The sequence below is a fragment of the Streptomyces sp. NPDC029296 genome (assembly GCF_055569255.1).
Genome location: NZ_JBVHXT010000041.1, coordinates 38014 through 58506, shown reverse-complemented (window position 1 = coordinate 58506; position 20493 = coordinate 38014). Strand labels below are relative to the sequence as shown.

Annotated in this window: 22 protein-coding genes, 1 tRNA gene and 2 pseudogenes; 16 read left to right on the top strand and 9 right to left on the bottom strand. The window is 73.9% G+C overall.

The features are described 5' to 3' along the window. The first annotated feature begins 2 nt into the window (after positions 1-2). The 10 genes from ACZ4W9_RS30970 (at position 3) to ACZ4W9_RS30925 (ending at position 8099) form a co-directional block, all read left to right on the top strand. Entirely contained in the window at positions 3-374 is a 372-nt protein-coding gene (locus ACZ4W9_RS30970) for a DUF742 domain-containing protein (RefSeq protein WP_467941309.1), read from the top strand. Further along, positions 352-951: a GTP-binding protein gene (locus ACZ4W9_RS30965; RefSeq protein WP_467941308.1), complete on the top strand. Its 600-nt coding sequence runs from the start codon at positions 352-354 to the stop codon at positions 949-951. The genes ACZ4W9_RS30970 and ACZ4W9_RS30965 overlap by 23 nt, the downstream gene beginning before the upstream one ends. A gap of 61 nt (positions 952-1012) precedes the next feature. Next, on the top strand, positions 1013-1585 hold the full coding sequence (locus ACZ4W9_RS30960) for a GAF domain-containing protein (RefSeq protein WP_467941307.1): 573 nt from the start codon (positions 1013-1015) through the stop codon (positions 1583-1585). Between the two features lie 217 nt (positions 1586-1802). After that, a complete protein-coding gene (gene tdh, locus ACZ4W9_RS30955) occupies positions 1803-2831 on the top strand; it encodes an L-threonine 3-dehydrogenase (RefSeq protein ID WP_467941305.1) in 1029 nt (342 codons plus the stop codon). A 35-nt stretch (positions 2832-2866) separates the two neighbouring features. Then, the gene (locus tag ACZ4W9_RS30950; RefSeq protein ID WP_467941304.1) at positions 2867-4060 is read left to right on the top strand and encodes a glycine C-acetyltransferase; all 1194 of its coding nucleotides are present in this window, start codon (positions 2867-2869) and stop codon (positions 4058-4060) included. A 31-nt stretch (positions 4061-4091) separates the two neighbouring features. Then, a complete protein-coding gene (locus ACZ4W9_RS30945; RefSeq protein WP_467941303.1) occupies positions 4092-5006 on the top strand; it encodes a LysR family transcriptional regulator in 915 nt (304 codons plus the stop codon). 35 nt (positions 5007-5041) lie between these two features. Beyond that, positions 5042-5608 carry a helix-turn-helix domain-containing protein gene (locus ACZ4W9_RS30940; protein WP_467941301.1) on the top strand — a complete coding sequence of 189 codons (567 nt, stop codon included), beginning with the start codon at positions 5042-5044 and terminating at the stop codon, positions 5606-5608. After that, positions 5605-6126 (top strand): GNAT family N-acetyltransferase, encoded by a 522-nt coding sequence (locus ACZ4W9_RS30935; RefSeq protein ID WP_467941300.1) that lies wholly within the window; start codon positions 5605-5607, stop codon positions 6124-6126. Before ACZ4W9_RS30940 ends, ACZ4W9_RS30935 begins: the two co-directional genes overlap by 4 nt. A 43-nt stretch (positions 6127-6169) precedes the next feature. Continuing rightward, positions 6170-6529 carry an MmcQ/YjbR family DNA-binding protein gene (locus ACZ4W9_RS30930; protein WP_467941299.1) on the top strand — a complete coding sequence of 120 codons (360 nt, stop codon included), beginning with the start codon at positions 6170-6172 and terminating at the stop codon, positions 6527-6529. 256 nt (positions 6530-6785) lie between these two features. Next, positions 6786-8099: an MFS transporter gene (locus tag ACZ4W9_RS30925; RefSeq protein WP_467941297.1), complete on the top strand. Its 1314-nt coding sequence runs from the start codon at positions 6786-6788 to the stop codon at positions 8097-8099. Positions 8100-8139: 40 nt separating this feature from the next. On the opposite strand, the gene ACZ4W9_RS30920 is transcribed toward ACZ4W9_RS30925, so the two are convergent. Together ACZ4W9_RS30920 and ACZ4W9_RS30915 are read right to left on the bottom strand one after the other, a co-directional pair. Next, positions 8140-9060 (bottom strand): transketolase family protein, encoded by a 921-nt coding sequence (locus tag ACZ4W9_RS30920; RefSeq protein WP_467941296.1) that lies wholly within the window; start codon positions 9058-9060, stop codon positions 8140-8142. A gap of 53 nt (positions 9061-9113) precedes the next feature. Continuing rightward, positions 9114-9821: pseudogene (locus ACZ4W9_RS30915) on the bottom strand (transketolase). A gap of 124 nt (positions 9822-9945) precedes the next feature. Here ACZ4W9_RS30915 and ACZ4W9_RS30910 point away from each other — a divergent pair. After that, positions 9946-10019, top strand: a tRNA-Pro gene (locus ACZ4W9_RS30910). A gap of 101 nt (positions 10020-10120) precedes the next feature. Here the strand turns inward: ACZ4W9_RS30910 and ACZ4W9_RS30905 are convergent. Together ACZ4W9_RS30905 and ACZ4W9_RS30900 are read right to left on the bottom strand one after the other, a co-directional pair. Next, positions 10121-10492 (bottom strand): annotated as a pseudogene (locus ACZ4W9_RS30905) (tyrosine-type recombinase/integrase); the annotation flags it as partial. A gap of 51 nt (positions 10493-10543) precedes the next feature. Then, a complete protein-coding gene (locus ACZ4W9_RS30900) occupies positions 10544-11503 on the bottom strand; it encodes a D-2-hydroxyacid dehydrogenase family protein (RefSeq protein ID WP_467941294.1) in 960 nt (319 codons plus the stop codon). Between the two features lie 284 nt (positions 11504-11787). Here ACZ4W9_RS30900 and ACZ4W9_RS30895 point away from each other — a divergent pair, with 284 nt between their 5' ends. From ACZ4W9_RS30895 to ACZ4W9_RS30885, 3 genes are all read left to right on the top strand, one after another. After that, a complete protein-coding gene (locus ACZ4W9_RS30895) occupies positions 11788-12267 on the top strand; it encodes a hypothetical protein (RefSeq protein ID WP_467941293.1) in 480 nt (159 codons plus the stop codon). Positions 12268-12385: 118 nt separating this feature from the next. Further along, positions 12386-12733: a hypothetical protein gene (locus ACZ4W9_RS30890; RefSeq protein ID WP_467941292.1), complete on the top strand. Its 348-nt coding sequence runs from the start codon at positions 12386-12388 to the stop codon at positions 12731-12733. Positions 12734-12793: 60 nt separating this feature from the next. Beyond that, positions 12794-12931, top strand: coding sequence for a hypothetical protein (locus ACZ4W9_RS30885; protein WP_467941290.1), 138 nt, complete (start codon positions 12794-12796; stop codon positions 12929-12931). A gap of 291 nt (positions 12932-13222) precedes the next feature. Here the strand turns inward: ACZ4W9_RS30885 and ACZ4W9_RS30880 are convergent, their stop codons facing one another. Continuing rightward, positions 13223-14443 carry a metallophosphoesterase gene (locus ACZ4W9_RS30880; protein WP_467941289.1) on the bottom strand — a complete coding sequence of 407 codons (1221 nt, stop codon included), beginning with the start codon at positions 14441-14443 and terminating at the stop codon, positions 13223-13225. Positions 14444-14826: 383 nt separating this feature from the next. Here ACZ4W9_RS30880 and ACZ4W9_RS30875 point away from each other — a divergent pair, with 383 nt between their 5' ends. Both ACZ4W9_RS30875 and ACZ4W9_RS30870 read left to right on the top strand, forming a co-directional pair. Beyond that, on the top strand, positions 14827-15447 hold the full coding sequence (locus tag ACZ4W9_RS30875) for a hypothetical protein (protein ID WP_467941287.1): 621 nt from the start codon (positions 14827-14829) through the stop codon (positions 15445-15447). A 188-nt stretch (positions 15448-15635) separates the two neighbouring features. Further along, entirely contained in the window at positions 15636-16397 is a 762-nt protein-coding gene (locus tag ACZ4W9_RS30870) for a restriction endonuclease (protein ID WP_467941286.1), read from the top strand. Between the two features lie 90 nt (positions 16398-16487). Here the strand turns inward: ACZ4W9_RS30870 and ACZ4W9_RS30865 are convergent, their stop codons facing one another. From ACZ4W9_RS30865 to ACZ4W9_RS30850, 4 genes are read right to left on the bottom strand one after another with little or no spacing between them, the layout of a single operon-like run. Next, positions 16488-17018 carry an NUDIX hydrolase family protein gene (locus ACZ4W9_RS30865; protein ID WP_467941350.1) on the bottom strand — a complete coding sequence of 177 codons (531 nt, stop codon included), beginning with the start codon at positions 17016-17018 and terminating at the stop codon, positions 16488-16490. A 16-nt stretch (positions 17019-17034) separates the two neighbouring features. Next, complete coding sequence (locus ACZ4W9_RS30860) at positions 17035-18210, bottom strand: amidohydrolase family protein (RefSeq protein ID WP_467941285.1); 1176 nt, start codon at positions 18208-18210, stop codon at positions 17035-17037. Between the two features lie 2 nt (positions 18211-18212). After that, positions 18213-19616 (bottom strand): type I glutamate--ammonia ligase, encoded by a 1404-nt coding sequence (locus ACZ4W9_RS30855; protein WP_467941283.1) that lies wholly within the window; start codon positions 19614-19616, stop codon positions 18213-18215. Positions 19617-19664: 48 nt separating this feature from the next. Continuing rightward, complete coding sequence (locus ACZ4W9_RS30850; protein ID WP_467941282.1) at positions 19665-20474, bottom strand: SAM-dependent methyltransferase; 810 nt, start codon at positions 20472-20474, stop codon at positions 19665-19667. Positions 20475-20493: the final 19 nt, after the last annotated feature.

Genomic DNA, 20493 nt, shown 5'->3' with positions numbered 1-20493 from the left:
GCGTGGCCCCAGCCGGCGACGGACCCTGGCTGGACGAGGCGGCCGGGCGGCTGGTGCGGCCGTTCGCGGTCAGCGACGGCCGCACCCGGCCCAGCATCCCCCTCGACCTGATGTCGCAGGTGATGGCCACCGGAGTCACCCCGCTCGGCTACCTCGGCCCCGAGCACGCGCAGGCCCTCGGCCTGTGCCGGGCACCCGTCTCGGTCGCCGAGGTGGCCGCCCAGCTCAAGCTGCCCGCGGTGGTCACCAAGGTGCTGCTGTCCGACCTGGTCGACTGCGGCGCGCTCACCACCAAGCCGCCCGCCTACCACCACACCCCCACTGACCGGTCTCTGCTGGAGGCAGTGCTCGATGGACTACGACGACAGCTCTGACCCGTTCCCGACCGCGCTGAAGATCCTCGTCGCGGGCGGGTTCGGGGTCGGCAAGACGACCTTCGTGGGCGCGGTCAGCGAGATCGCTCCGCTCAGCACGGAGGAGCTGCTCACCACGGTCGGCGTCGGCACGGACAGCCTCGACGGCATCGAGAACAAGACGGAGACCACCGTCGCCATGGACTTCGGCCGGATCAGCCTCGATCCGGACCATGTCCTGTACCTGTTCGGCACACCGGGGCAGGAGCGGTTCTGGTTCATGTGGGACGAGCTGTCCGAGGGCGCGCTCGGCGCGGTGATCCTCGCCGACACCCGGCGCCTTCAGGACTGCTTCGCCGCCGTCGACTTCTTCGAGGAGCGCGGCCTCGCCTTCGTCCTCGCCGTCAACGAGTTCGACGGCGCCCACCGCTACGACCCCGAGGAGGTACGGGCCGCCATCGACCTCGACCCCGGCGTCCCGATCGTGCGCTGCGACGCCCGGATCTCCAGCTCCGGAGTCCAGACCCTGCTCACCCTCGTCCGCCACCTGCTGGCCCTCGCCCCGGCGACCGCGCCCAGCCAGGGCGCCCACATGTGATCCCGACCCACCGTCCACGGAGTCCCTACATGAGGTACGCCCACAGCGCCGGAGCCCGGCGATGAGCTACGAGCCGCCCCGGCCGGTCCGGGGTCTGCTGCTCACCCCCGAGGACAAGGAGGCTCCCGCCCGTGTCCACCGGCTGCGCCGGCTCGGCCTGGCGGACCGGCCCGACCCGGCGCTCGACGCCTTCGCCGGCCACCTCGCCCAGCTCACCGGCGCGTGCTACGCCATGGTCAACTTCATCGGCGAGGACCGCCAGTTCTTCGCGGGCCTCAGCGCCCCCGCCATCCCGGTCGTCCGCGAGGACGGCAGCAGGGCCGGGATGGGCCGGGTGCTGCCGCGCGACCATGGGTTCTGCCCCCATGTGGTGGTACGGCACAAGGCACTGGTCCTGGACGACGTCCGCGACTATCCGCGGTTCGCGGGCAACCCGGTCGTCGACGAGTTCGGCATCCGCTCCTATCTCGGTGCCCCGCTCATCGACAGCTCCGGCATGGCGCTCGGCACGGTGTGTGCCGCCGACACCTCCCCGCGCGCCTGGGGCAGGCCCGGTCTGGAGACCATCAAGGCGCTCGCCGCCGATCTCGTCGTACGACTCGAACGGAGCACGCCCGACGGCCTGCCCCGGTGAGAGTCCGCCGCCGGGGCCGGACCCAAGGAAGGCGCGGCTCAAGGGACATGGGGAAGCTCCGCGCGGCCTGAAGGAAAGCTGTGGCGCCGGTTAAGAAAAGCTCGATGGACCCCGGCGCGCGTATACGGCAGATTGCAGGGTGATTCCACCCCTCTGACCCGGTGCGGGCTCCTTCGGCATGCCCGCGGGCCGGGCCTCACCCACAGGAGCCGTAGCGTTGAAGGCGCTGGTCAAGGAGAAGGCGGAGCCGGGACTCCGGCTGACGGACGTCCCGGAGCCCGTCATCGGCCCCGGTGACGTCCTCATCAAGGTCATGCGGACCGGTATCTGCGGCACCGACCTGCACATCCGTGCCTGGGACGGCTGGGCCCGGCAGACGATCCGCACACCGCTCGTGGTCGGCCACGAGTTCGTCGGGCAGGTCGTGGAGACCGGCCGGGACGTGACCGACGTCCGCGTCGGCGAACGGGTCAGCGGCGAGGGGCACCTGGTGTGCGGCAAGTGCCGCAACTGCCTGGCCGGCCGCCGCCATCTGTGCCGGGCCACCGTCGGCCTCGGCGTCGGCCGCGACGGCGCGTTCGCCGAGTACGTGGCCCTGCCCGCGTCCAACGTCTGGGTGCACCGCGTCCCCGTCGACCTCGACGTCGCGGCGATCTTCGACCCGTTCGGCAACGCCGTGCACACCGCGCTGTCCTTCCCGCTGGTCGGCGAGGACGTCCTGATCACGGGTGCCGGACCGATCGGCCTGATGGCCGCCGCCGTGGCCCGGCACGCGGGCGCCCGCCACGTCGTCGTCACCGACGTCAGCGAGGAGCGCCTGGACCTGGCCCGCAAGATCGGCGTGAGCCTCGCCCTGAACGTCTCCGGGTCCACCATCGCCGACGGCCAGCGCGAACTGGGCCTGCGGGAGGGATTCGACATCGGCCTGGAGATGTCCGGCCGCCCCGAGGCCCTGCGCGACATGATCGCCAACATGACCCACGGCGGCCGGATCGCCATGCTCGGCCTGCCCGCCGAGGAGTTCCCCGTCGACTGGGCCCGGATCGTCACCTCGATGATCACCCTCAAGGGCATCTACGGCCGCGAGATGTTCGAGACCTGGTACGCGATGTCGGTGCTGCTGGAGGGCGGCCTCGACCTCGCCCCCGTGATCACCGGCCGGTACGGCTACCGCGACTTCGAGGCCGCCTTCGCCGACGCGGCGAGCGGCAAGGGCGGCAAGGTCATCCTCGACTGGACCGTCTGACCCCCTTCACCCGCGAGTACCTTCAGGAGCCCCCCATGTTCGACACCGTGCGCGACGACCTGCGCGCCACCCTCGACGAGATCCGCGCCGCCGGCCTGCACAAGCCCGAGCGGGTCATCGGCACCCCGCAGTCAGCGACCGTGAACGTCACCGCCGGCGGCCGTCCCGGCGAGGTCCTCAACTTCTGCGCCAACAACTACCTCGGCCTCGCCGACCACCCCGAGGTGATCGCCGCCGCCCACGAGGCCCTGGACCGCTGGGGCTACGGCATGGCCTCCGTCCGCTTCATCTGCGGCACGCAGGAGGTGCACAAGGAGCTGGAAGCCAGGCTGTCGGCGTTCCTCGGCCAGGAGGACACCATCCTGTACTCCTCCTGCTTCGACGCCAACGGCGGTGTCTTCGAGACCCTGCTCGGCGAGCAGGACGCGGTGATCTCCGACGCCCTCAACCACGCCTCCATCATCGACGGCATCCGCCTGTCCAAGGCCCGCCGGTACCGCTACGCCAACCGTGACCTCGCGGACCTGGAGGCCAAGCTGAAGGAGGCGTCCGACGCCCGCCGCCGGCTGATCGTCACCGACGGCGTCTTCTCCATGGACGGCTACGTGGCCCCGCTGCGCGAGATCTGCGACCTCGCCGACCGCTACGACGCGATGGTCATGGTCGACGACTCGCACGCCGTCGGCTTCGTCGGCCCGACCGGCCGGGGCACCCCCGAACTGCACGGCGTCATGGACCGCGTCGACATCGTCACCGGCACCCTCGGCAAGGCCCTCGGCGGCGCCTCCGGCGGTTACGTCGCCGCCCGCGCCGAGATCGTCGCCCTGCTGCGCCAGCGCTCCCGCCCGTACCTGTTCTCCAACACCCTCGCCCCGGTGATCGCCGCCGCCTCCCTGAAGGTCCTCGACCTGCTGGAGTCCGCCGACGACCTGCGGGTGCGGCTGGGCGAGAACACCGCGCTGTTCCGCCGCCGGATGACCGAGGAGGGCTTCGACGTCCTGCCCGGCGACCACGCCATCGCCCCCGTCATGATCGGCGACGCGGCGAAGGCGGCCCGCATGGCCGAACTGCTGCTGGAGCGCGGGGTGTACGTGATCGGCTTCTCCTACCCGGTCGTCCCGCAGGGCCAGGCCCGCATCCGGGTCCAGCTGTCCGCCGCCCACTCCGCGGCCGACGTCGACCGGGCGGTGGACGCGTTCGTCGCGGCGCGCGCCGAGCTGGCGGCCTGACCAGGCCGGACGAGCTGGGATAATCGGGGGCATGATCGAGGCACGGCGGCTCCACATCCTGCGTGCGGTGGCCGACCACCGCACGGTGACCGCGGCGGCCGCCGCCCTCTACCTCACCCCCTCCGCCGTCTCCCAGCAGCTGACGGCCCTGGAGCAGGAGACCGGCCACCGCCTCGTGGAGCGCGGCGCCAAGGGCGTACGGCTCACCCCGGCCGGCGAGATCCTGCTCAGCCACACCCACGTGGTCCTCGCCCAGCTGGAGCGGGCCGAGGCCGAGCTGGCCGCCTACGGCTCCGGCGAGGCGGGCACCGTCACCGTGGCGGCCTTCGCGACCGGCATCGCCCAAGTCGTGGCCCCGGCGGTGGCCCGCCTCGCCCACGGCGCGCCCGGCATACGGATCAGGGTGCAGGACGCGGAGGGGGACGCCAGCCTGCCCATGGTCCTGGACCGGCAGGTGGACGTGGCGGTCGCCGTCGAGTACCGGGGCGCCCCGTCCGCCGACGACCCCCGCCTGACCCACGTCCCGCTCTACGCCGAGCCGTTCGACGCGGTCGTCCCCCTCGGGCACCGGCTCGCGGACGCGCCCGAGGTGCCCCTCGCCGACCTGGCGAAGGACACCTGGATCGGCCCGTACCCCGGCAACCCCTGCCACGACGTGGTCGTCCTCGCCTGCGAGAGCGCCGGTTTCCAGCCGCGCCTGGAGCACTCCTCCGACGACTTCCGGGCCGTCGTCGCGCTCGCCGCGGCCGACGTGGGCGTGGCCCTCGTACCGCGCTCCGCGCTGTGCGGCATGGACCTCGCCGGCGTGGTCGTACGCCCCGTCGACGGCGTCGCCCCGACCCGCCGCGTCTTCGCCGCCGTGCGCCGGGGCGCCGAGGACCACCCCCTGATCCGCCCGGTACTGGACGCGCTCGGCGAAGCGGGCACCGGTGTGAGGCGCCCGTAACAGGGCCGTCTCATATCAGGGATAGCGTCCCGGACATGAGAAGCGAGGAGCCTGTCGATCTCCTGATCGGCGCCCGGCTCGCCGAACTGCGCGCCCAGCACGGCTGGTCCCTGGGCGAGCTGGCGGAGCGCAGCGGAGTCAGCCGGTCCACCCTGTCCCGCGCCGAACGCGCGGAGACCAGCCCCACCGCCGCCGTCCTGAACCGGCTCTGCCACGTCTACGGCCGCACCATGTCCCAGCTGCTCAGCGAGGTCGAGGCGGCCCCGGCGCCCCTGGTCCGGGCCGCCGGTCAGCAGGTCTGGGAGGACCGCCGGGCCGGCTTCGTCCGGCGCTCCGTGTCCCCGCCGCACGCCGGGCTGCGCGGCGAACTCGTCGAGGGCCGCCTCGCCCCGGGCGCGGACCTCGCCTACGACCGTCCGCCCGTCCCCGGACTGGAACAGCACCTGTGGCTGCTGGCGGGGACCCTGGAGGTCACCGTCGGCGAGCAGGCCCACCGCCTCGACGCGGGGGACTGCCTGCGGATGCGGGTGACCGGCGCGACCCGGTTCCACTGCCCCGGTCCGGACACGGCGCGCTACGTCCTGGCGGTGGTACGGCCATGAGGGTGGAGCGCTGGAGCGGCGACCGGGTGCGCGGACGGGCGGACGGCCTGGCGGAGCTGCTGGCCGACACGGTGGCCTCGGGCGCTTCCGTCGGTTTCCTCGCACCGCTCGGGCACGCCGAGGCGGTCGCCTGGTGGCGGGAGCGGGCGGAGTCCGTGGCCGCGGGCCGGCTCGCCGTCTGGGCGGCCCTGGACGACCGGGACCGGATCACCGGCACCGTCGGACTGGACTTCCCGGACAAGCCGAACAGCCGGCACCGGGCCGAGCTGGTGAAGCTGATGGTGCACCGGAGCGCACGCGGGCAGGGGCTCGGCCGACGGCTCCTGGCCACCGCCGAGCGGGCCGCCGCGGCCGACGGCCGCACCCTGCTCCACCTCGACACCGAGACCGGCAGCCCCGCCGAGCGGCTGTACCGCGCGGCCGGCTGGACCATGGCCGGCACCATCCCCGACTACGCGGCGAGCCCGGCGGGCGACCCGCGGCCGACGACGCTGTACTACAAGCGGCTCGGCGGCTGAGCCCGCAGGCCGATTGTCAGTGGCGGGAGCTACCTTGCGTGGCATGCCGGACGCAGAAGACGTACGCCGAATCGCCCTGTCCCTGCCGGACACCACGGAGAAGGTCGCCTGGAGCATGCCCACGTTCCGGGTGGCCGGGAAGATGTTCGCGACCCTGCCCGAGAACGAGACGTCCATCGCCGTGCGCTGTCCCAAGGTGGAGCGCGACGAACTGGTGCTGGCCGAGCCGGAGAAGTTCTGGATCGCCGGCCACGAGGCCCAGTTCGCCTGGGTGAGAGCGAGACTGGCCGCCCTGGAGGACGAGGACGAACTGCGGGACATCCTGGCCGACTCCTGGCGCCAGGCCGCCCCGCCCCGACTCCTGGACTCCCACCCCGAGTTGGGGCTTCCGTCCGGGGACTGAAAATCCCGGTGGGCGGGGGCGGGGGAGTGGCATGATCCCGCGACGGGGGGCGGGCCACGACGGGGAACACGCCCGGCCGGCCAGGCCGGCGGCACGGTGACGTGACGGCCCGGCGGAACCCCGCGGACGAGGAGTGGAGACGGGGGTCGCCGCCAAGGCCGGGATCGCCGGTGACGGCGGCGAGGCACGGAGGGGCACCGGGGCCGCCGGAGGCGCCGGTGCCGCTGTCAGGGCGACGGGGAGGGGAGCGGTCGGGATGACCGGAGCGGATGCGCGGCGCGTTCTCGCCACGCGGCGGTCGCGGGGAACGGGGACCGGTGCCCCGGCCGTGTGGTCGCGGGACTTCGCGCTGTTCTTCACGGCCCGGGCCGTCGCCCGGCTCGGCGACACCATGCTGCCCGTCGCCCTGGCCGCGGGCCTGCTGGAGCACGGGTACGGCGCGGGCGCCGTCGGCCTCGCCATGGCCGCCACCGCCGCCGCGTTCGCGGGCCTGGTCGTCTTCGGCGGGGTCGTCGCCGACCGGTTCAGCACCCGCAGGCTGATGATCGGCGCCGACCTCGTCCGCCTCGGCACCCAGTCCCTCGCCGCCGGCCTGTTCTTCGCCGGGCACGTGGTGCTGTGGCAGATCTGTGCCGTCGGCGTCGTCAACGGCGTGGCCGGCGCGGTCTTCCAGCCGGGCGTGGCCAGCACCGTGCCCCGCCTCGCCACGGACGTCCAGGGCGCGAACGGCGCGATACGGATCGCCGAGTCCGCCGCCCAGCTCGCGGGCCCCGCCGTCGCCGGCGTCCTGGTCGGCCTCGCCTCGGCCGGCGGTGTCTTCGCCGCGCACGCCGCCACCTACGCGCTCAGCGCCCTGTGCCTGCTGCTGCTCCGGCTGCCCCCGCCGGCCGCGGGCGCCCGCGCCGCCACCGGCTCCGCCCCGCACCGCTTCCGCGCCGATCTCGTCGACGGCTGGCGGGAGTTCCGCTCCCGCGCCTGGCTGTGGGGCGTGATCGCCGTCTGGTGCCTGTACATGATCGCGGTATGGGGCCCGACCGTCCCCCTGGTCGCGACGGAGGTCGTCCGGCACCACGGCCCCGGCGCCTACGGCCTGGTGAACTCGGCCCTCGGCGCGGGCACGGTGGTCGGCGGCCTGCTCGCCCTGCGGCTGCGTCCGCGCCGCATGCTCCGCGCCGGGGCGCTGTCCCTCTTCGCCTTCTTCGGTTTCCCGGCGACGGTCGGGGCGGGCCTCGGGGTGCCGGCCATGGCGGCGGGGGCCGCGCTCGCCGGTGCCGGCATGTCGTTCTGGGGCGTGATGTGGGCGACCACCGTGCAGACGCAGGTCCCGGCCGACGTCCTCAACCGCATCCACGCGTACGACGTGGCCGGCTCGCTCGCCATGATGCCCGTCGGCCAGGCCCTGGCCGGTCCGGCGGCCGGAGCGCTCGGCGCCGGACACGTCCTGCTGACCGCCGCCGCGGTGAGCCTGGCCGTGGCGGCGCTCCTGCTGGCGGTACCGGCGATACGCGACCTGCCCCGAGCCGAACCGCCCGCCCCCACCCGCCAAGGCCCCAAGGCACAGGCATCCTGACGCCCCCGGCACACCGGGCCTCCCCTTGACGCACCGGGTCTCACCGGCCCGCCGGCACCCGCCCGGCCCCCACGAACCCGCCGATCCGCTCCCGCAGGCTCGCCGCGTCCAGGCCGTGCGCGGCCACGTGCTCCTCGATCGTGCCGTAGCGGCGCAGCTCGCGCCGGCCGACGCCGAGGCCGAGCACCCGGTGCGGCACATCGGACAGCGCCTCGGCGACCGCGGCCGTGGAGGTCCCCGCCAGATACGGCTCGACCAGCACCACGTCCGTACCGGCGGACTCCGTGGCCCGGCGCAGCGCGGCCGCGTCGAAGGGCCGTACCGTCGTCGCGTACAGCACGGTCACGTCCAACCCCTCCGTGGCGGCGAGGACGGTGTCCAGCAGCGGGCCGACGGCGACCACGACACCCGAGCGGCCCTCGCGGACCGTGCCGAAGCGCTGCCCGTCGACCGGCCGCCCGTGCCGGTTGGACTGCACGGACAGCCGTACGTACACCTTGTCGTCGCCCGCGGCGACCGCGTGCCGCAGCAGTGTCGCGGCCTCGTCCGGATGCCCGGGCACATGCACGGTCCAGCCGTCCAGCGTGTCCAGGAGGGCCACGTCGCCCGGCGCCATGTGGGTGAGGCCGCCGGCCGGCCAGTCGAAGGAGGCGGCGGCGCTCACCAGCACCGCCCCCGTGTTCTGGTGCCCCAGGTCCAGCTTGACCTGCTCGAACGGCCGCTCCACGAGAAAGCTGGCGAAGGTGTGCACGACGGGCCGCAGGCCGGTGAGGGCCAGCCCCGCCGCCGCCCCGACCAGCAACTGTTCGCGGATGCCGACGTTGATCACGCGGTCGGGATGGCGCCGCACGGCGTCCCGGAAGCCGTCGAGGCCGATCTCGGCGAGGACGACGGCGACCCGCGGGTCCTCGTCCAGCAGCCGGGAGACGACGGGGGCGAAGCGGTCACGCATGGTGTCCATGACGGATGTGCCCTTTCGAGGAGAGGAGAGGAGAGGAGCGGAACGGGGGAGGGTCAGGCGTGCTTCGGCTCGACACGGGCCACGACGACGTGCGGCCGGCCCGGATGCGGCGCGGTGAACGCCGCGTACAGGGCGTCGTGGTCGCGGCCGTCCACGGTCACCGCGGACTAGCCGGCGGCCTCGAACCGGGCGGCGATGCCCCCGGGCAGCGCGTGGCTGGCGGAGGAGTTGTCGATCACGACGGTGTGCAGCCGGTCCAGCCCGGCGGGTCCGGCAAAGGCGATCGCCTCGTGATTGCTGCCCTCGTCCAGTTCGGCGTCCCCGATCAGCACCCAGACCGCCGGATCGGTCCGGCCTTGGGCACGCAGACCCAGCGCGCTGCCCACGCCGATCGGCAGCCCGTGCCCGAGCGATCCGCTGCCGATCTCGGCGCCCGGCACCAGCACCCGGTCCGGATGATGCCCGAGCGGGGAGTCGTACGCCCCGAACCCCGGCAGCCACTCCACGGGCACGAAGCCCTTCGCGGCCAGCACGGCGTAGTAGGCCATGGGGCCGTGCCCCTTGCTGAGCAGGAAGCGGTCCCGGCCGGGATCGGCGCGCCGCTCGGGGGTGACCCGGAGCACACGGTCGTAGAGCACCCACAGCGCGTCGAGCGTGGAGGTGGCCGCCGGTCCGTGTTTCTCGTCACCCGTCAGCAGGCCCATCAGCCGGGGCAGGTCGTCGTAGCCGTACGTACGGTGCTGTTCCGCTGCGATCGTCATACGGTTGATCGTGCAACCTCAACCAAACTTGAGGTCAACGCCGAAAGGGGCGCGCGATCACCGAGCCGAGTGCGGTATTGTTTCCCTGCGCGTTCGGCCGGGGAAACCCCAGGTCAGACCGCACCGGGACGTGGCGCAGCTTGGTAGCGCACTTGACTGGGGGTCAAGGGGTCGCAGGTTCAAATCCTGTCGTCCCGACTGGAGACAGTCGCAGATCAGGGCCGGTTTCGGAGACATCCGAAACCGGCCCTTGATCATTCTTGGGGACCTGTTGGGGACCAGCGCTCGCTTGACCGGTGTCAGCGGGTCATGACGATCGGGCTGGGGAGCGAGCGGGGGGCGCGGACCGCGCTGAGGCGGGCGGAGAGTGCGGCGCCGGCAGCCGTGAGCTTGTGGACGTCGGGGTGGAGGTAGCGCTGGGTGGTCATGAGGGAGCCGTGGCCGGCGATGCGCCGCAGGACGTGGACGGGGACTCCCGCGTCGGCGAACCAGGTCAGGCCGGTGTGCCGGAGGTCGTGGCGGCGCAGGTGTTCGTAGCCGAGTCGGATGACCACGTCGTCCCAGTGGGTGGCGTCGCGCAGGACGGCGGTGAAGATGCGTCCGCCGCGCGGGCCGGTGAACAGGCGGGCGTCGGGGTCGGGGCCGGTGGACGGGATGCGCTGGGCGAGTAGCTTGACCCGACAGAGCAGCCTCAGGGATCGGGGCCGCCGCTGTAGCCGGTTTCAGGGCAGGCGTCGTATCGGGGAGCCCGCGAGGTAGGCCTGGATGTTCTCCACGGCCTGGCCGTAGTACGTCGTGTAGTTGGCCCGGGAGACGTAGCCGAGGTGGGGTGTGGCCAGGAGGCGGGGCGCGGTGCGCATCGGGTGGCCGGCGGGCAGCGGCTCGATGTCGAAGACGTCGACGCCGGCGCCGGCGATCCGGCCCTCGTGCAGCGCGGCCAGCAGCGCGTCCTGGTCGACGATGGCCGCGCGGGAGGTGTTGACCAGGTAGGCGGTCGGCTTCATCAGGGCGAGTTCGGCGGCGCCGACGAGGCCGCGGGTGCGCTCCCCGAGGGCCAGGTGAACGGAGACGAAGTCGCTGTCGGCGAGCAGTTCCTCCTTGGAGCCGGCCGGCTCCACGCCCACCTCCCCGGCTCGCTCCTCGGTGAGGTTCCGGCTCCACGCGCAGACCCGCATCCCGAAGGCGAGGCCGACCCGTGCCACCCGGCTGCCGATCCTGCCCAGCCCGAGCAGCCCCAGCCGGCGGCCGTGCAGATCGGCGCCGACGGTCGACTGCCAGGGGCCGCCCGCGCGCAGGGCGTTGTTCTCCTGGACGATGCCCCGGGCGAGACCGAGCAGCAGCGCCCAGGTCAGCTCGACCGGCGGGGTGCCCGAACTCTCCGTACCGCACACGGTGACGCCGTACGCCTCGGCGGCGGCGTAGTCGATGACGCTGTTGCGCATCCCGGAGGCGACGAGCAGTTTCAGCCGGGGGAGGCGGGAGATCAGGGAGCCGGGGAAGGGGACGCGTTCGCGCAGGGTGACGACGATGTCGTAGTCGGCGAGGGCTGCGGCGAGGGCGTCCTCGTCGTGAAGGTGCTCGCGCAGCGCGACGACCTCCACCCGGTCCCCGAGCGCCGACCAGTCGGCCACCTCGGTGGCCACCCCCTGGAAGTCGTCCAGCACCAGGCAACGAAGCCGCACGGTGTGTTCTCCCCTCTCCTGCGGCCGATTCTACCGATCACCGGAACTCCCGTGCCGCCGGGCCCCCTTCGCCGGCGCGCGGGCCCGGACGTCGACACCGTTGCTGCGGGCGCTTGTTGATGCTCGGACAGTGGCACGTTTCACTGAAGTGAGGGATCCTGGTAAGGCCTCTGCTGACCAGTGGAAACCCTGGGCGGTCCGGCCTGCTCTCCGGGCCGGGCGGTCGCTGGTCGGGCGGTAGCTCGTGATCCATGGTGGGACAAGGTGACTTCCGGAGGGGAGCCATGGAACAGGCGCGTCCGCAGCGGATGGTGTTCGCCGTCGAGGTGCAGCGCGGGGGCGCCGACGACTGGGGCACGCAGGCCGTCACTCCGAGCTGGTTCTACGGGTACCACGCCGCCGACGCCGCCGTGCAGGCCTTCGACCGCTACATGGCCCAGCACCGGCAGACGGTGGCGGTCCTGGTCGCCCCGGACGCCCCCGGCCTGCGCATCCTCGTCCGGGTGCAAGGAGCCGGTGGCCGGCCCGCGGTGTTCTCCCTGCGCAGCGTCCTGGAACAGAAGGTGCGCAGGGACGCTGGCCGCCGTCGCGAGGCCCTGGCCCGCCTGGAGGAGGCGACGGAGGCACTCCAGTCCTCACTGCGCGACGCGGCGATAGGCAGCGTCCGGCAGTCGGACCTGGCCCGCATCTCCGGCTGGAGCAGGGAGACGCTGCGGAAGCTGAACCGCGGGGAGAGACCCGAGGAGGCCGGCCGGCAGCCGTAGGACACGGATCGGCAGTCGTGGGGCGTCGTTCGGCATTCATAAGCGGCCGGCGGGCTGAAAGAGTGGTCCCATGCTGCTCGATCCCGGAAACACGTTGTTCGTTCGCGGAGCCACGCCCGTGCTTCTGCTGGCGGGAGCGCCCGTCCACGACGCCCTGCCGCCACTGACCGCGCCGGACCGGCCGATGCCCCGGTGCGAGGGCTGGAGCATCGTGCCTCGGCTCACCCTGTGCGTCGTGGACGGTCCCGGCGACCACGGAGTCCTCGTCCCCGCGCTCGCCGCGCCGGTGATCGGCTGCACCGACGGCGGCGCGGCACCGGGCGGCATGGGCGACTGGTGCGCCGACGCCGAGCAGGCCGGCGGCGCGGTCGTCCTGTCCGTGGACCGGCTCCCGGAGACACTGGACTGGCCCGCGCTGTTCTCCTCGGGCACGACCCGCGGGGGCTTCCTGCCGGCTCTGGCCTGATCCGTGCCCGACGGTCACTGCCGTGTTGAGCGCCGGTCCGCGAGGGGCGAGGACGCATCCATGAGTCACGGCTTACGTCGCCTCGGCGGTGCGGCGATCATGGTCGCGGGCATCGCCCCGGGCGTCTGGGTGATCTTCGGGGCCCCGCACGACTGGCACGGCGCTCGAGCACTCGGCCGGGTGGCCCTTGGCCGGTGATCCCTGGCGACGATCAGCAGTTCGCCGAGGCTGATCCTCCCCGACGACCGGCCCTGAACGGCGACCGGACGGACATCGGCCGGCCCGAAAACGAAGACGCCCCCCGGCGGGGAGGGCGAAGCCCGGCGCCCGGGCGCTTGCTGTCGGCGGGAACGTCGTGAGCCCCGCTCTTCCGTGCGCGGTGGAGTAGCTGCCCACCCACGATCGGGGCGGACAGACGTGATGCGCGGTCGGGACAGCGCTCGCGCCCGGCCGGTGGACCGCCCCCGCGATGTGCCGGCCCGCCCGCTGCTACGGAGAGGTGGGCGGGTGTGGGGAGCGGAGGACGAGCAGGGTGATCTCGCTGGGGGCGAAGACGCGGAACGGCGGGCCCCAGAAGCCGGTGCCGCGGCTGGTGTAGAGGAGGGTGCGGGGGCCGTGGTGGCTGAGGCCGGCGAGGGCGGGCTGGTCGAGGCGGACGAGGTGGTGGAAGGGCCAGATCTGGCCCCCGTGGGTGTGGCCGGAGAGCTGGAGGTCGACACCGGAGGCTGCCGCCCGGTCGACGAACTTCGGCTGGTGCGCCAGGAGCAGGACGGGGAGGGCGGGGTCGGTGCCGCGCAAGGCTCCGGCGAGGTCGGCTCGGTGGCCTGCCAGGCCGGAGGACGCGGAGGTGACGTCGTCCACCCCGGCGACCACGAGCGTGTCGCCGCCGCGTTCGAGCAGCAGATGGCGGTTGCGCAGCGGCTCCCAGCCCAGCTCGTCCATCAGGTCGACCCAGCCCTGGGCCTCGCTGTAGTACTCGTGGTTGCCGGTGACGTAGACCCGGGCACGGGTGGCCCGCACGGTACCGAGCGGGACGGCCTGGTCGCGCCGGCGTTCGGCCGTGCCGTCCGCGATGTCGCCGGTGTGGCAGACCAGGTCCGCTTCCAAGGTGTTCACCGTCTCGCACACGCGCGCCGACCAGCGGGCGCGATCCAGCGGGCCGTAGTGGGTGTCGGTGACGAGGACGACGCGGAGGCCGTCCAGCCCGGGACCCAGCCGCGGGAGCCGCACGTCGACTCGGCGCACGCGTGGCACGCGGCGGGCCTCGGCGTACCCCCAGCCGAGCAGTACGGCGGTGACGCCGAGGACGGCCCAGGTGACGATCCGGGCCCGGTCCTGGCTCCCGCCGGCGCCGGCCGCGGTCAGGACGAGCCTCAAGAGGACACCGAGCAGAACGGACCAGGTGAACAGGATCCAGCTGGCGCCCAGCAGGGTGTCGCCGATGATCGCCGCCCGGTCCTGTTGGCGCCGCCCGTGGCCGCGCGCCATCGCGAGCGGCATGCCGACGAGACCGAGGGCGAACAGGGCGGTGCCGGCCAGAGTGACGGGCAGCGGCCAGTGCTGGCCGCTGTGCAGGAGCACCCAGCAGGGCACGGCCCACAGCAGGACGGGGGCGATCAGAGGGATGTACCGCATCAGGCGGCGCAGTCCGCTCTGCCGCGGCGCTCGCGCCTCACCCTCCGCAGGCCGGGTGTCGCTGGTGTCGGTCATGCTTCCCCTCCCCGGCCGGGCTGCTGTCCCGCGCACTGTATCCGGTCGCCCCGGGGCTGTCGGAGGGGCATCGCGGCAGGGCGTGGGGGCCTCTTACAGGTCCGCTGCCGCGTGGCCGCCGACAGGCGTGCGGTGACCGGAGCACCTATGGTGGGAGGCGGTGAGCCGAGGGAGGCCCACCCTCCCGGGGCCATCCGGTGCGCGGTCCCGGCGCAGCACCTCGTCCCGCGGGGCCGTGAGTACGCCGGCCACGTCACGTATCCCGGCATCCCGCCGGCCGCCCCTGTCCTGACCGGCCGTCGGAACCGATCGAGCCGTCCGGTTCCGCACCGATTCCGCCCACGGGAGCCGGGTGCACCGGCGCATCGACAAACGGAGGGACCATGGCAGCATTCCGCCTGACTCTGAAAGCCGTGTGGTGCGCGGCCGTCACCTTGCTGATGGCCGCCGTCTGGACGCAGCCGGCGAACGCGTACACCTGGGCCAGGATGGTGACCGTGTACAACGGTTCCGGCCTGTGTGTCCGCGGGGACGCGGGAATCGACCACGTGCGGCCCGGCACGCTGTCCGGCAACCTCGCGTACTCCCACACCTACGCGCTCACCCAAGGGTGCGGGACCGGCCTGTCCCGGCCCGACGGCTGGGCCGCCACGCGAGCCACCGTCTACCGGTGGAACGGTTCCGCCTGGGCGGTGTGCCGCACCAGCGCCTGGAAGTACGGTGCCACGGGCCAGACGGGGGGCGAGTTCCCCGGACCCTACGGGCCGGAGCTGGTCTACGACTGGGGCGGGTGGCAGGCATGCGGGGAGGGCTACTACGGGACCCTCGCCTCGGCCTACGTCTGGGACGGCTCCGCATGGCGCGGCGGCGGCGTCTGGTCGGGCTCCGAGTCGGCCTCGCCCGCCGGGTTCCGCGACAGCCGGCTGAAGGCGCCCGAGAAGGCTCCCGCGCGGCACGCCACGCCGCCCGCCGTCCACCCGCCGACGCAGAAGCGGACTCGCTGACCGTCTCTCGCCGGTACCGAGCAGGCATTCAGTCCAGCGGCGGTCCAGGGCCGGTCCCGGAGGTGTCCGGGACCGGCCCTCGCTCACACCGTGAACCCGTCGCGGAGCGCCCGGTGTTGTGGGAAGCGCGCTTTGCGGGCAGACGGAAGTGATCTTCATGTTCCGTCAGGGGAAGGGGGCGTCACCTCGTGACCATGCCCGCACGCCGCATACGACCACGCACCGGCCGCCGGTCGTTCGACCTCCGCGCGACCGCCCTGTTCTTCGTGCTGCTCGCCCTCGCCGTGTGTGTCCTCGGTTTCGCCGTCCGCACGCTGGCCGGAACCGCCGAGCGGCGCCCCGCCTGGGTGGCCGTCCTGTGCCTGGTCGGTCTCGCCGCCGTCCTCGCGTGGGGGCGCCGGCGGCACCGCCTGTCCGGCGCCCGCACCGCCCGGAGGGCCGCCGCGGCGCTGGAAGAAGGCGTGCACACGGCGCTGGAGGAGTGGGAGACGCCCGCGCCGGCCGTCCCGGCCGCCGACGACCGGTACCTCACCGGTGTCCCCGCCTACGACTACGACGCCCTGGACCCCGACGAGTTCGAGCAGGCGGTGGCCGTCCTGTGCGAGCGGGACGGCTGCACCGGCGTCGAAGTCGTCGGCGGCGCCGGGGACCTGGGCGCCGACGTGCTGGCCGTGACGCCCGACGGGCGGCGGATCGTCATCCAGTGCAAGCGCTACGGCGACGGGCACCGGGTCGGCTCCCAGGACCTGCAGCGCTTCGGCGGCACCTGTTACACCGTGCACGAGGCCGACGTCGCGGCCCTCGTCACCACCAGCGACTTCACCGCGCCGGCCGCCGAGTACGCCGAACAGTGCGGGATCGTGTGCTTCGACCGGCCGGCCCTGCGGGCCTGGCACGAGGGCACCGGACCGGCGCCCTGGATGCTCGTGGACCTCACCGGCGGGTGCTGAGGGCGGCCGGGCCGCGGAATTCCTCCGTGCCCGTGCCCGTGCCGTCGCCGAGTCGCGAGCACCGCCGCCCGCCGGCCTCCCGGCACGGGGTCAGGACGACACCACCCCCACATGCGCCAGCGCCTGCTTCAGCAGGACCCCGTGGCCGCCCGGCATCTCGCCCTGGACGGCCGGGGAGGCGGCCTCCTGGGGGCTGAACCAGACGAGGTCCAGGGCGTCCTGGCGGGGGCGGCAGTCGCCGGTCACCGGCACGATGTAGGCCAGGGACACCGCGTGCTGGCGTGGATCGTGGTACGGCGTGATGCCCGCCGTCGGGAAGTATTCCGCGACGGTGAACGGCTGAAGGGACGTGGGGACGCGGGGCAGGGCGACCGGCCCGAGGTCCTTCTCCAGGTGGCGCAGCAGCGCGTCGCGCACCCGCTCGTGGTGCAGCACCCGGCCGGAGACCAGGGCCCGGCTGACCGTGCCGTCCGGGCCGATCCGCAGCAGCAGCCCGATGCTGGTGACCTCACCGCTGTCGTCCACGCGCACGGGCACGGCCTCCACGTACAGGATCGGCATCCGGGCCCTGGCCATCTCCAGCTCGTCCGTGGTCAGCCAGCCGGGCGTGGTCTCGGTCATGTCAGACATTGCTTGATCATACTTTCCGGGTGGGGCGCCCGCCGGGATCGCGGGCCGGTTCGGATACGGGCGGTCCGTACAGCCGGCGGGCGTTGTCACGGCCCGTCCAGTCGGCGATCCGCAGGGCGTCGGCCAGAGTCAACTCGTCGGCGTCCACGCGGTCCTGCAGCAGACCGGCGAGGCCCCGGCGGAAGCACAGGGCGCCCAGGTGGTGGAACTCGGCCACACCGTAGGCGTCGGAGCTGTACAGCAGTTTGCGGAACGGGGTCACCTCCAGGGCCTCTTCGAGCACCGTCCGGCAGCGGGCCGGGCCGGTGTGGTGCAGGGCGAGACCGACGTCCAGGTACACCCGCTCGAACACCGCGGCCAGATACGCCGCCTGGCGGTGGTACGGCCAGCAGTGCAGCAGCAGGACCGGCACCGTGCCGGCCGTGCGGTGCAGCCAGTCGGTGAGCAGGGCCGGGTCGGCGCGGTGCAGCCGCAGGTCCGCGTCACCGAAGCCGGTGTGCAGTTGCAGCGGCAGCCCCAGCTCGACGGCGGTCCACAGCAGGTGCCGTACCAGTACCGGGTCGGCGAGGCGTCCGCCGCGCGCCAGCCAGCTCCCGGCCGCCCGGGTCACCTCGGCGTCCGTGGGGCGCCCGGGGTCCAGGGCGAAGCCCGTGCGGTAGGCCGCGACCGACTTCACCGCCACCACACCGGGCCGCCGTACGGCCTCCTCGGCGGCGGCGCGGAACACCGCCGCGTACGCGCCCGCCGCCACACCCCGCGCCGCCACCGCCTCGGCGACCCGCTCCAGCCGGACGACCTCGCGGGCGGTGGCGCCGGCCGCCGCGGCCAGCTCGGCGGGGGTGGTGACCGGGTGCGGGGCGAAACCGGTGTCCACGCAGAACACCCCGGTCCCGGACGCCGTCAGGAAGCGCCGGTTGACCTCCCGCCAGCCCAGCTCCGCGCGCCGGGCGATGTAGTCGGCGGGCGGGGCGTGCCGGGGCAGGTCCAGCAGGGGGGCGCAGTGGCGGCGTACGGCCACGCCGGCGGGGGTGTCGAAGGGGGAGACGCCGGGCCAGGCCGCGCCCTCGGTGAGCAGAGACGCGAACTCCCCGGCGGCCAGGTCGGCGGTCACCGCGCCGTGGCAGTGGTGGTCCACCAGCGGCAGCGCGGCGAGGGCCTCGTGGACCGGTCCCGGCGCGGCCATGGTCAGTACGCCCAGCGGTAGGCCGCGGCCAGCGCGGTGGGGGCGAGTCCCTCGACGGCCGCCGCCTCGCCGAGCCGTACGGCGCTGACCGCGTCCGCGAGGACCGGGCCCAGCGCGGCCCGCAGCACCGGGTCGGCGCGGAACTCCTCGACGGCCTCCGGCAGCGACCGCGGCAGCCGCCGTACGCCGAGGGCCGCCGCCTCCTCGGGGCCGTAGCGGGCCGGGTCGCCGGTGATCTCCCCGGGCAGCGGACGCCCGGCCGTGATGCCGTCCAGTCCGGCGGCGATCACACAGCCGAGCGCCAGATACGGGTTGGCGGCCAGGTCGACGGGTTTGACCTCCATGTTGGCGTCCTGGTCCCGGCGGCCCGCGGTGCCGGTGACGATCCGCACGGCGGCCTCGCGGGTCTCCCGGCCCCAGGCGGTGAACACCCCCGCCCACTGGGAGGGCTGGAGCCGCAGATAGCTCGCCGGGCTCGGCGCGGTCACCGCGGTCAGGCCGGGCAGATGGGCGAGGACCCCGGCCAGGAACGACCGGGCCGTGGCCGTCATGCCGTACGGGCCCTCGCCGCCGGAGTGCAGGTTCACCCCGTCGCGCCAGCACGACAGGTGGAGATGGCCGCCGTTGCCGACGCCCTCGGGCAGATAGGCGGGCGCGAAGGAGACCCGCAGCCGGTGCCGCTGGGCCACCGCCCGGATCGTCTGCCGCACCAGCACGCTGCGGTCGGCCGCCGCCACCGGGTCCAGCGCGCCCACCGAGACCTCGAACTGCCCGGGCGCGTACTCGGGATGGATCTGGTCGACGTCCACGCCCTGGGCGGCGAGCGCGGCCAGCAGCTCGGCGGTGTAGTCGCTCAGCTCCACCTGCCGGACGGCGCCGTAGGCCGGACCGGTGGCCGCCGGGACGAACTCGCCGGCGGGTGCCGTACCGGCGCCCACGGCCCACTCGATCTCGATCGCCGCCTTGAAGGCGAGGCCATGGCGGCCGGCGGCGTCCGCGACCATCCGGCGCAGGAAGGTCCGGGCACAGCCGGGGTGCCGCTCGCCCTCCTGGGTGATCCGGTCGACCGGCGCCCACGCCCAGCCGGGCTGCCCGGCCAGCGCCACGAGGTGGTCGAGGTCGGGGTAGAGCCGGAGGTCGCCGTCGGGGGAGCCGAGGACGTCGGTGGTGACGATCGAGTCGTCGGCGAGGAACGTGTCGAACACCGGCGACATCCCGACCCCCCAGGCCACGGCCGCCTCCAGCCGTGCCGTCGGGATCGTCTTGACCCGGCACACGCCCGCCGTGTCCACGTACGCGAGGACGATGCCGTGCACGCCCCGGGCGGCCAGGCCCGTGCCGAGGGCGAAGGCCCGTTCCAGGTCACCGGGGCGGCCACCGGGGCGGGGGTCGGCGAGCGTGGTCATGCGTCCTCCTCGACGGGCCCGGCCGGCGGGGGACGGCCGGGGCCGGGCTCAGGGTTTCACGGCCACCGCGCCGTACTGCGGCACCACGGCGGCCTCCGACCCGGAGCGCCACCGCGAGCACGGCACCAGACCGGGTTCGACCGGCTCCAGGCCGTCGAGGAAACCGGCGATCTCGTCGCGGCTCCGGGCGGTGATCGGCGGGGTGGCGTGGGCGTTCCAGAACTCCATCGCGGCGACGTTGCCCGCACCGCCCGCCTCGGCGTCGTAGGTCGGATGGGTGAGCACCAGATGGCTGCCGGAGGGGACGGCCGCCATGATCCGGCGTACGACCTCCCGGGCCTGGCCGGTGTCCGGCACGAAGTTGAGGATGCCCAGCATCATCACCGCGACCGGCCGGTCCAGGTCGAGGGTGGCGGCGGCGCCCCGCACGATGACGTCCGGGTCGCGCACGTCGGCGTCGATGTAGTCGGTGGCCCCCTCGGGCGAGCTGGTCAGCAGCGACCGGGCGTGCACCAGCACGATCGGGTCGTTGTCGACGTACACGATCCGCGACTCGGGCGCGACCCGCTGGGCTATCTCGTGGGTGTTGTCGGCCGTGGGCAGCCCGGTGCCGATGTCGAGGAACTGCCGTATCCCGCGCTCGGCGGCCAGGTAGCGCACCGCCCGGCCCAGGAAGTCCCGGTCCGCGCGGGCCACCGCACGGATCACCGGGAACATCCCGGCGATCTGCTCGCCCACCCGCTGGTCGACCTCGTAGTTGTCCTTGCCGCCCAGCCAGTGGTTCCAGACCCGCGCGTTGTGCGCGACGCTGGTGTCCAGCCGTGCCGTCCCGGTCGCCGGGGAGTGGCCGTTGCTCACCTGTCTGCCCTTCTCACGT

What these genes read in the sequence shown, in the direction of transcription:
- ACZ4W9_RS30930 (WP_467941299.1), top strand. Translation starts at nt 6,170, where the DNA reads ATGCCGGACGCAGAAGACGTACGCCGAATCGCCCTGTCCCTGCCGGAC.
- ACZ4W9_RS30920 (WP_467941296.1), bottom strand. Translation starts at nt 9,060, where the DNA reads ATGGACACCATGCGTGACCGCTTCGCCCCCGTCGTCTCCCGGCTGCTG.
- ACZ4W9_RS30880 (WP_467941289.1), bottom strand. Translation starts at nt 14,443, where the DNA reads ATGACCGACACCAGCGACACCCGGCCTGCGGAGGGTGAGGCGCGAGCG.
- ACZ4W9_RS30935 (WP_467941300.1), top strand. Translation starts at nt 5,605, where the DNA reads ATGAGGGTGGAGCGCTGGAGCGGCGACCGGGTGCGCGGACGGGCGGAC.
- ACZ4W9_RS30950 (WP_467941304.1), top strand. Translation starts at nt 2,867, where the DNA reads ATGTTCGACACCGTGCGCGACGACCTGCGCGCCACCCTCGACGAGATC.
- ACZ4W9_RS30965 (WP_467941308.1), top strand. Translation starts at nt 352, where the DNA reads ATGGACTACGACGACAGCTCTGACCCGTTCCCGACCGCGCTGAAGATC.
- ACZ4W9_RS30885 (WP_467941290.1), top strand. Translation starts at nt 12,794, where the DNA reads ATGAGTCACGGCTTACGTCGCCTCGGCGGTGCGGCGATCATGGTCGCG.
- ACZ4W9_RS30855 (WP_467941283.1), bottom strand. Translation starts at nt 19,616, where the DNA reads ATGACCACGCTCGCCGACCCCCGCCCCGGTGGCCGCCCCGGTGACCTG.
- ACZ4W9_RS30875 (WP_467941287.1), top strand. Translation starts at nt 14,827, where the DNA reads ATGGCAGCATTCCGCCTGACTCTGAAAGCCGTGTGGTGCGCGGCCGTC.
- ACZ4W9_RS30865 (WP_467941350.1), bottom strand. Translation starts at nt 17,018, where the DNA reads ATGACCGAGACCACGCCCGGCTGGCTGACCACGGACGAGCTGGAGATG.
- ACZ4W9_RS30925 (WP_467941297.1), top strand. Translation starts at nt 6,786, where the DNA reads ATGACCGGAGCGGATGCGCGGCGCGTTCTCGCCACGCGGCGGTCGCGG.
- ACZ4W9_RS30860 (WP_467941285.1), bottom strand. Translation starts at nt 18,210, where the DNA reads ATGGCCGCGCCGGGACCGGTCCACGAGGCCCTCGCCGCGCTGCCGCTG.
- ACZ4W9_RS30960 (WP_467941307.1), top strand. Translation starts at nt 1,013, where the DNA reads ATGAGCTACGAGCCGCCCCGGCCGGTCCGGGGTCTGCTGCTCACCCCC.
- ACZ4W9_RS30895 (WP_467941293.1), top strand. Translation starts at nt 11,788, where the DNA reads ATGGAACAGGCGCGTCCGCAGCGGATGGTGTTCGCCGTCGAGGTGCAG.
- ACZ4W9_RS30945 (WP_467941303.1), top strand. Translation starts at nt 4,092, where the DNA reads ATGATCGAGGCACGGCGGCTCCACATCCTGCGTGCGGTGGCCGACCAC.
- ACZ4W9_RS30940 (WP_467941301.1), top strand. Translation starts at nt 5,042, where the DNA reads ATGAGAAGCGAGGAGCCTGTCGATCTCCTGATCGGCGCCCGGCTCGCC.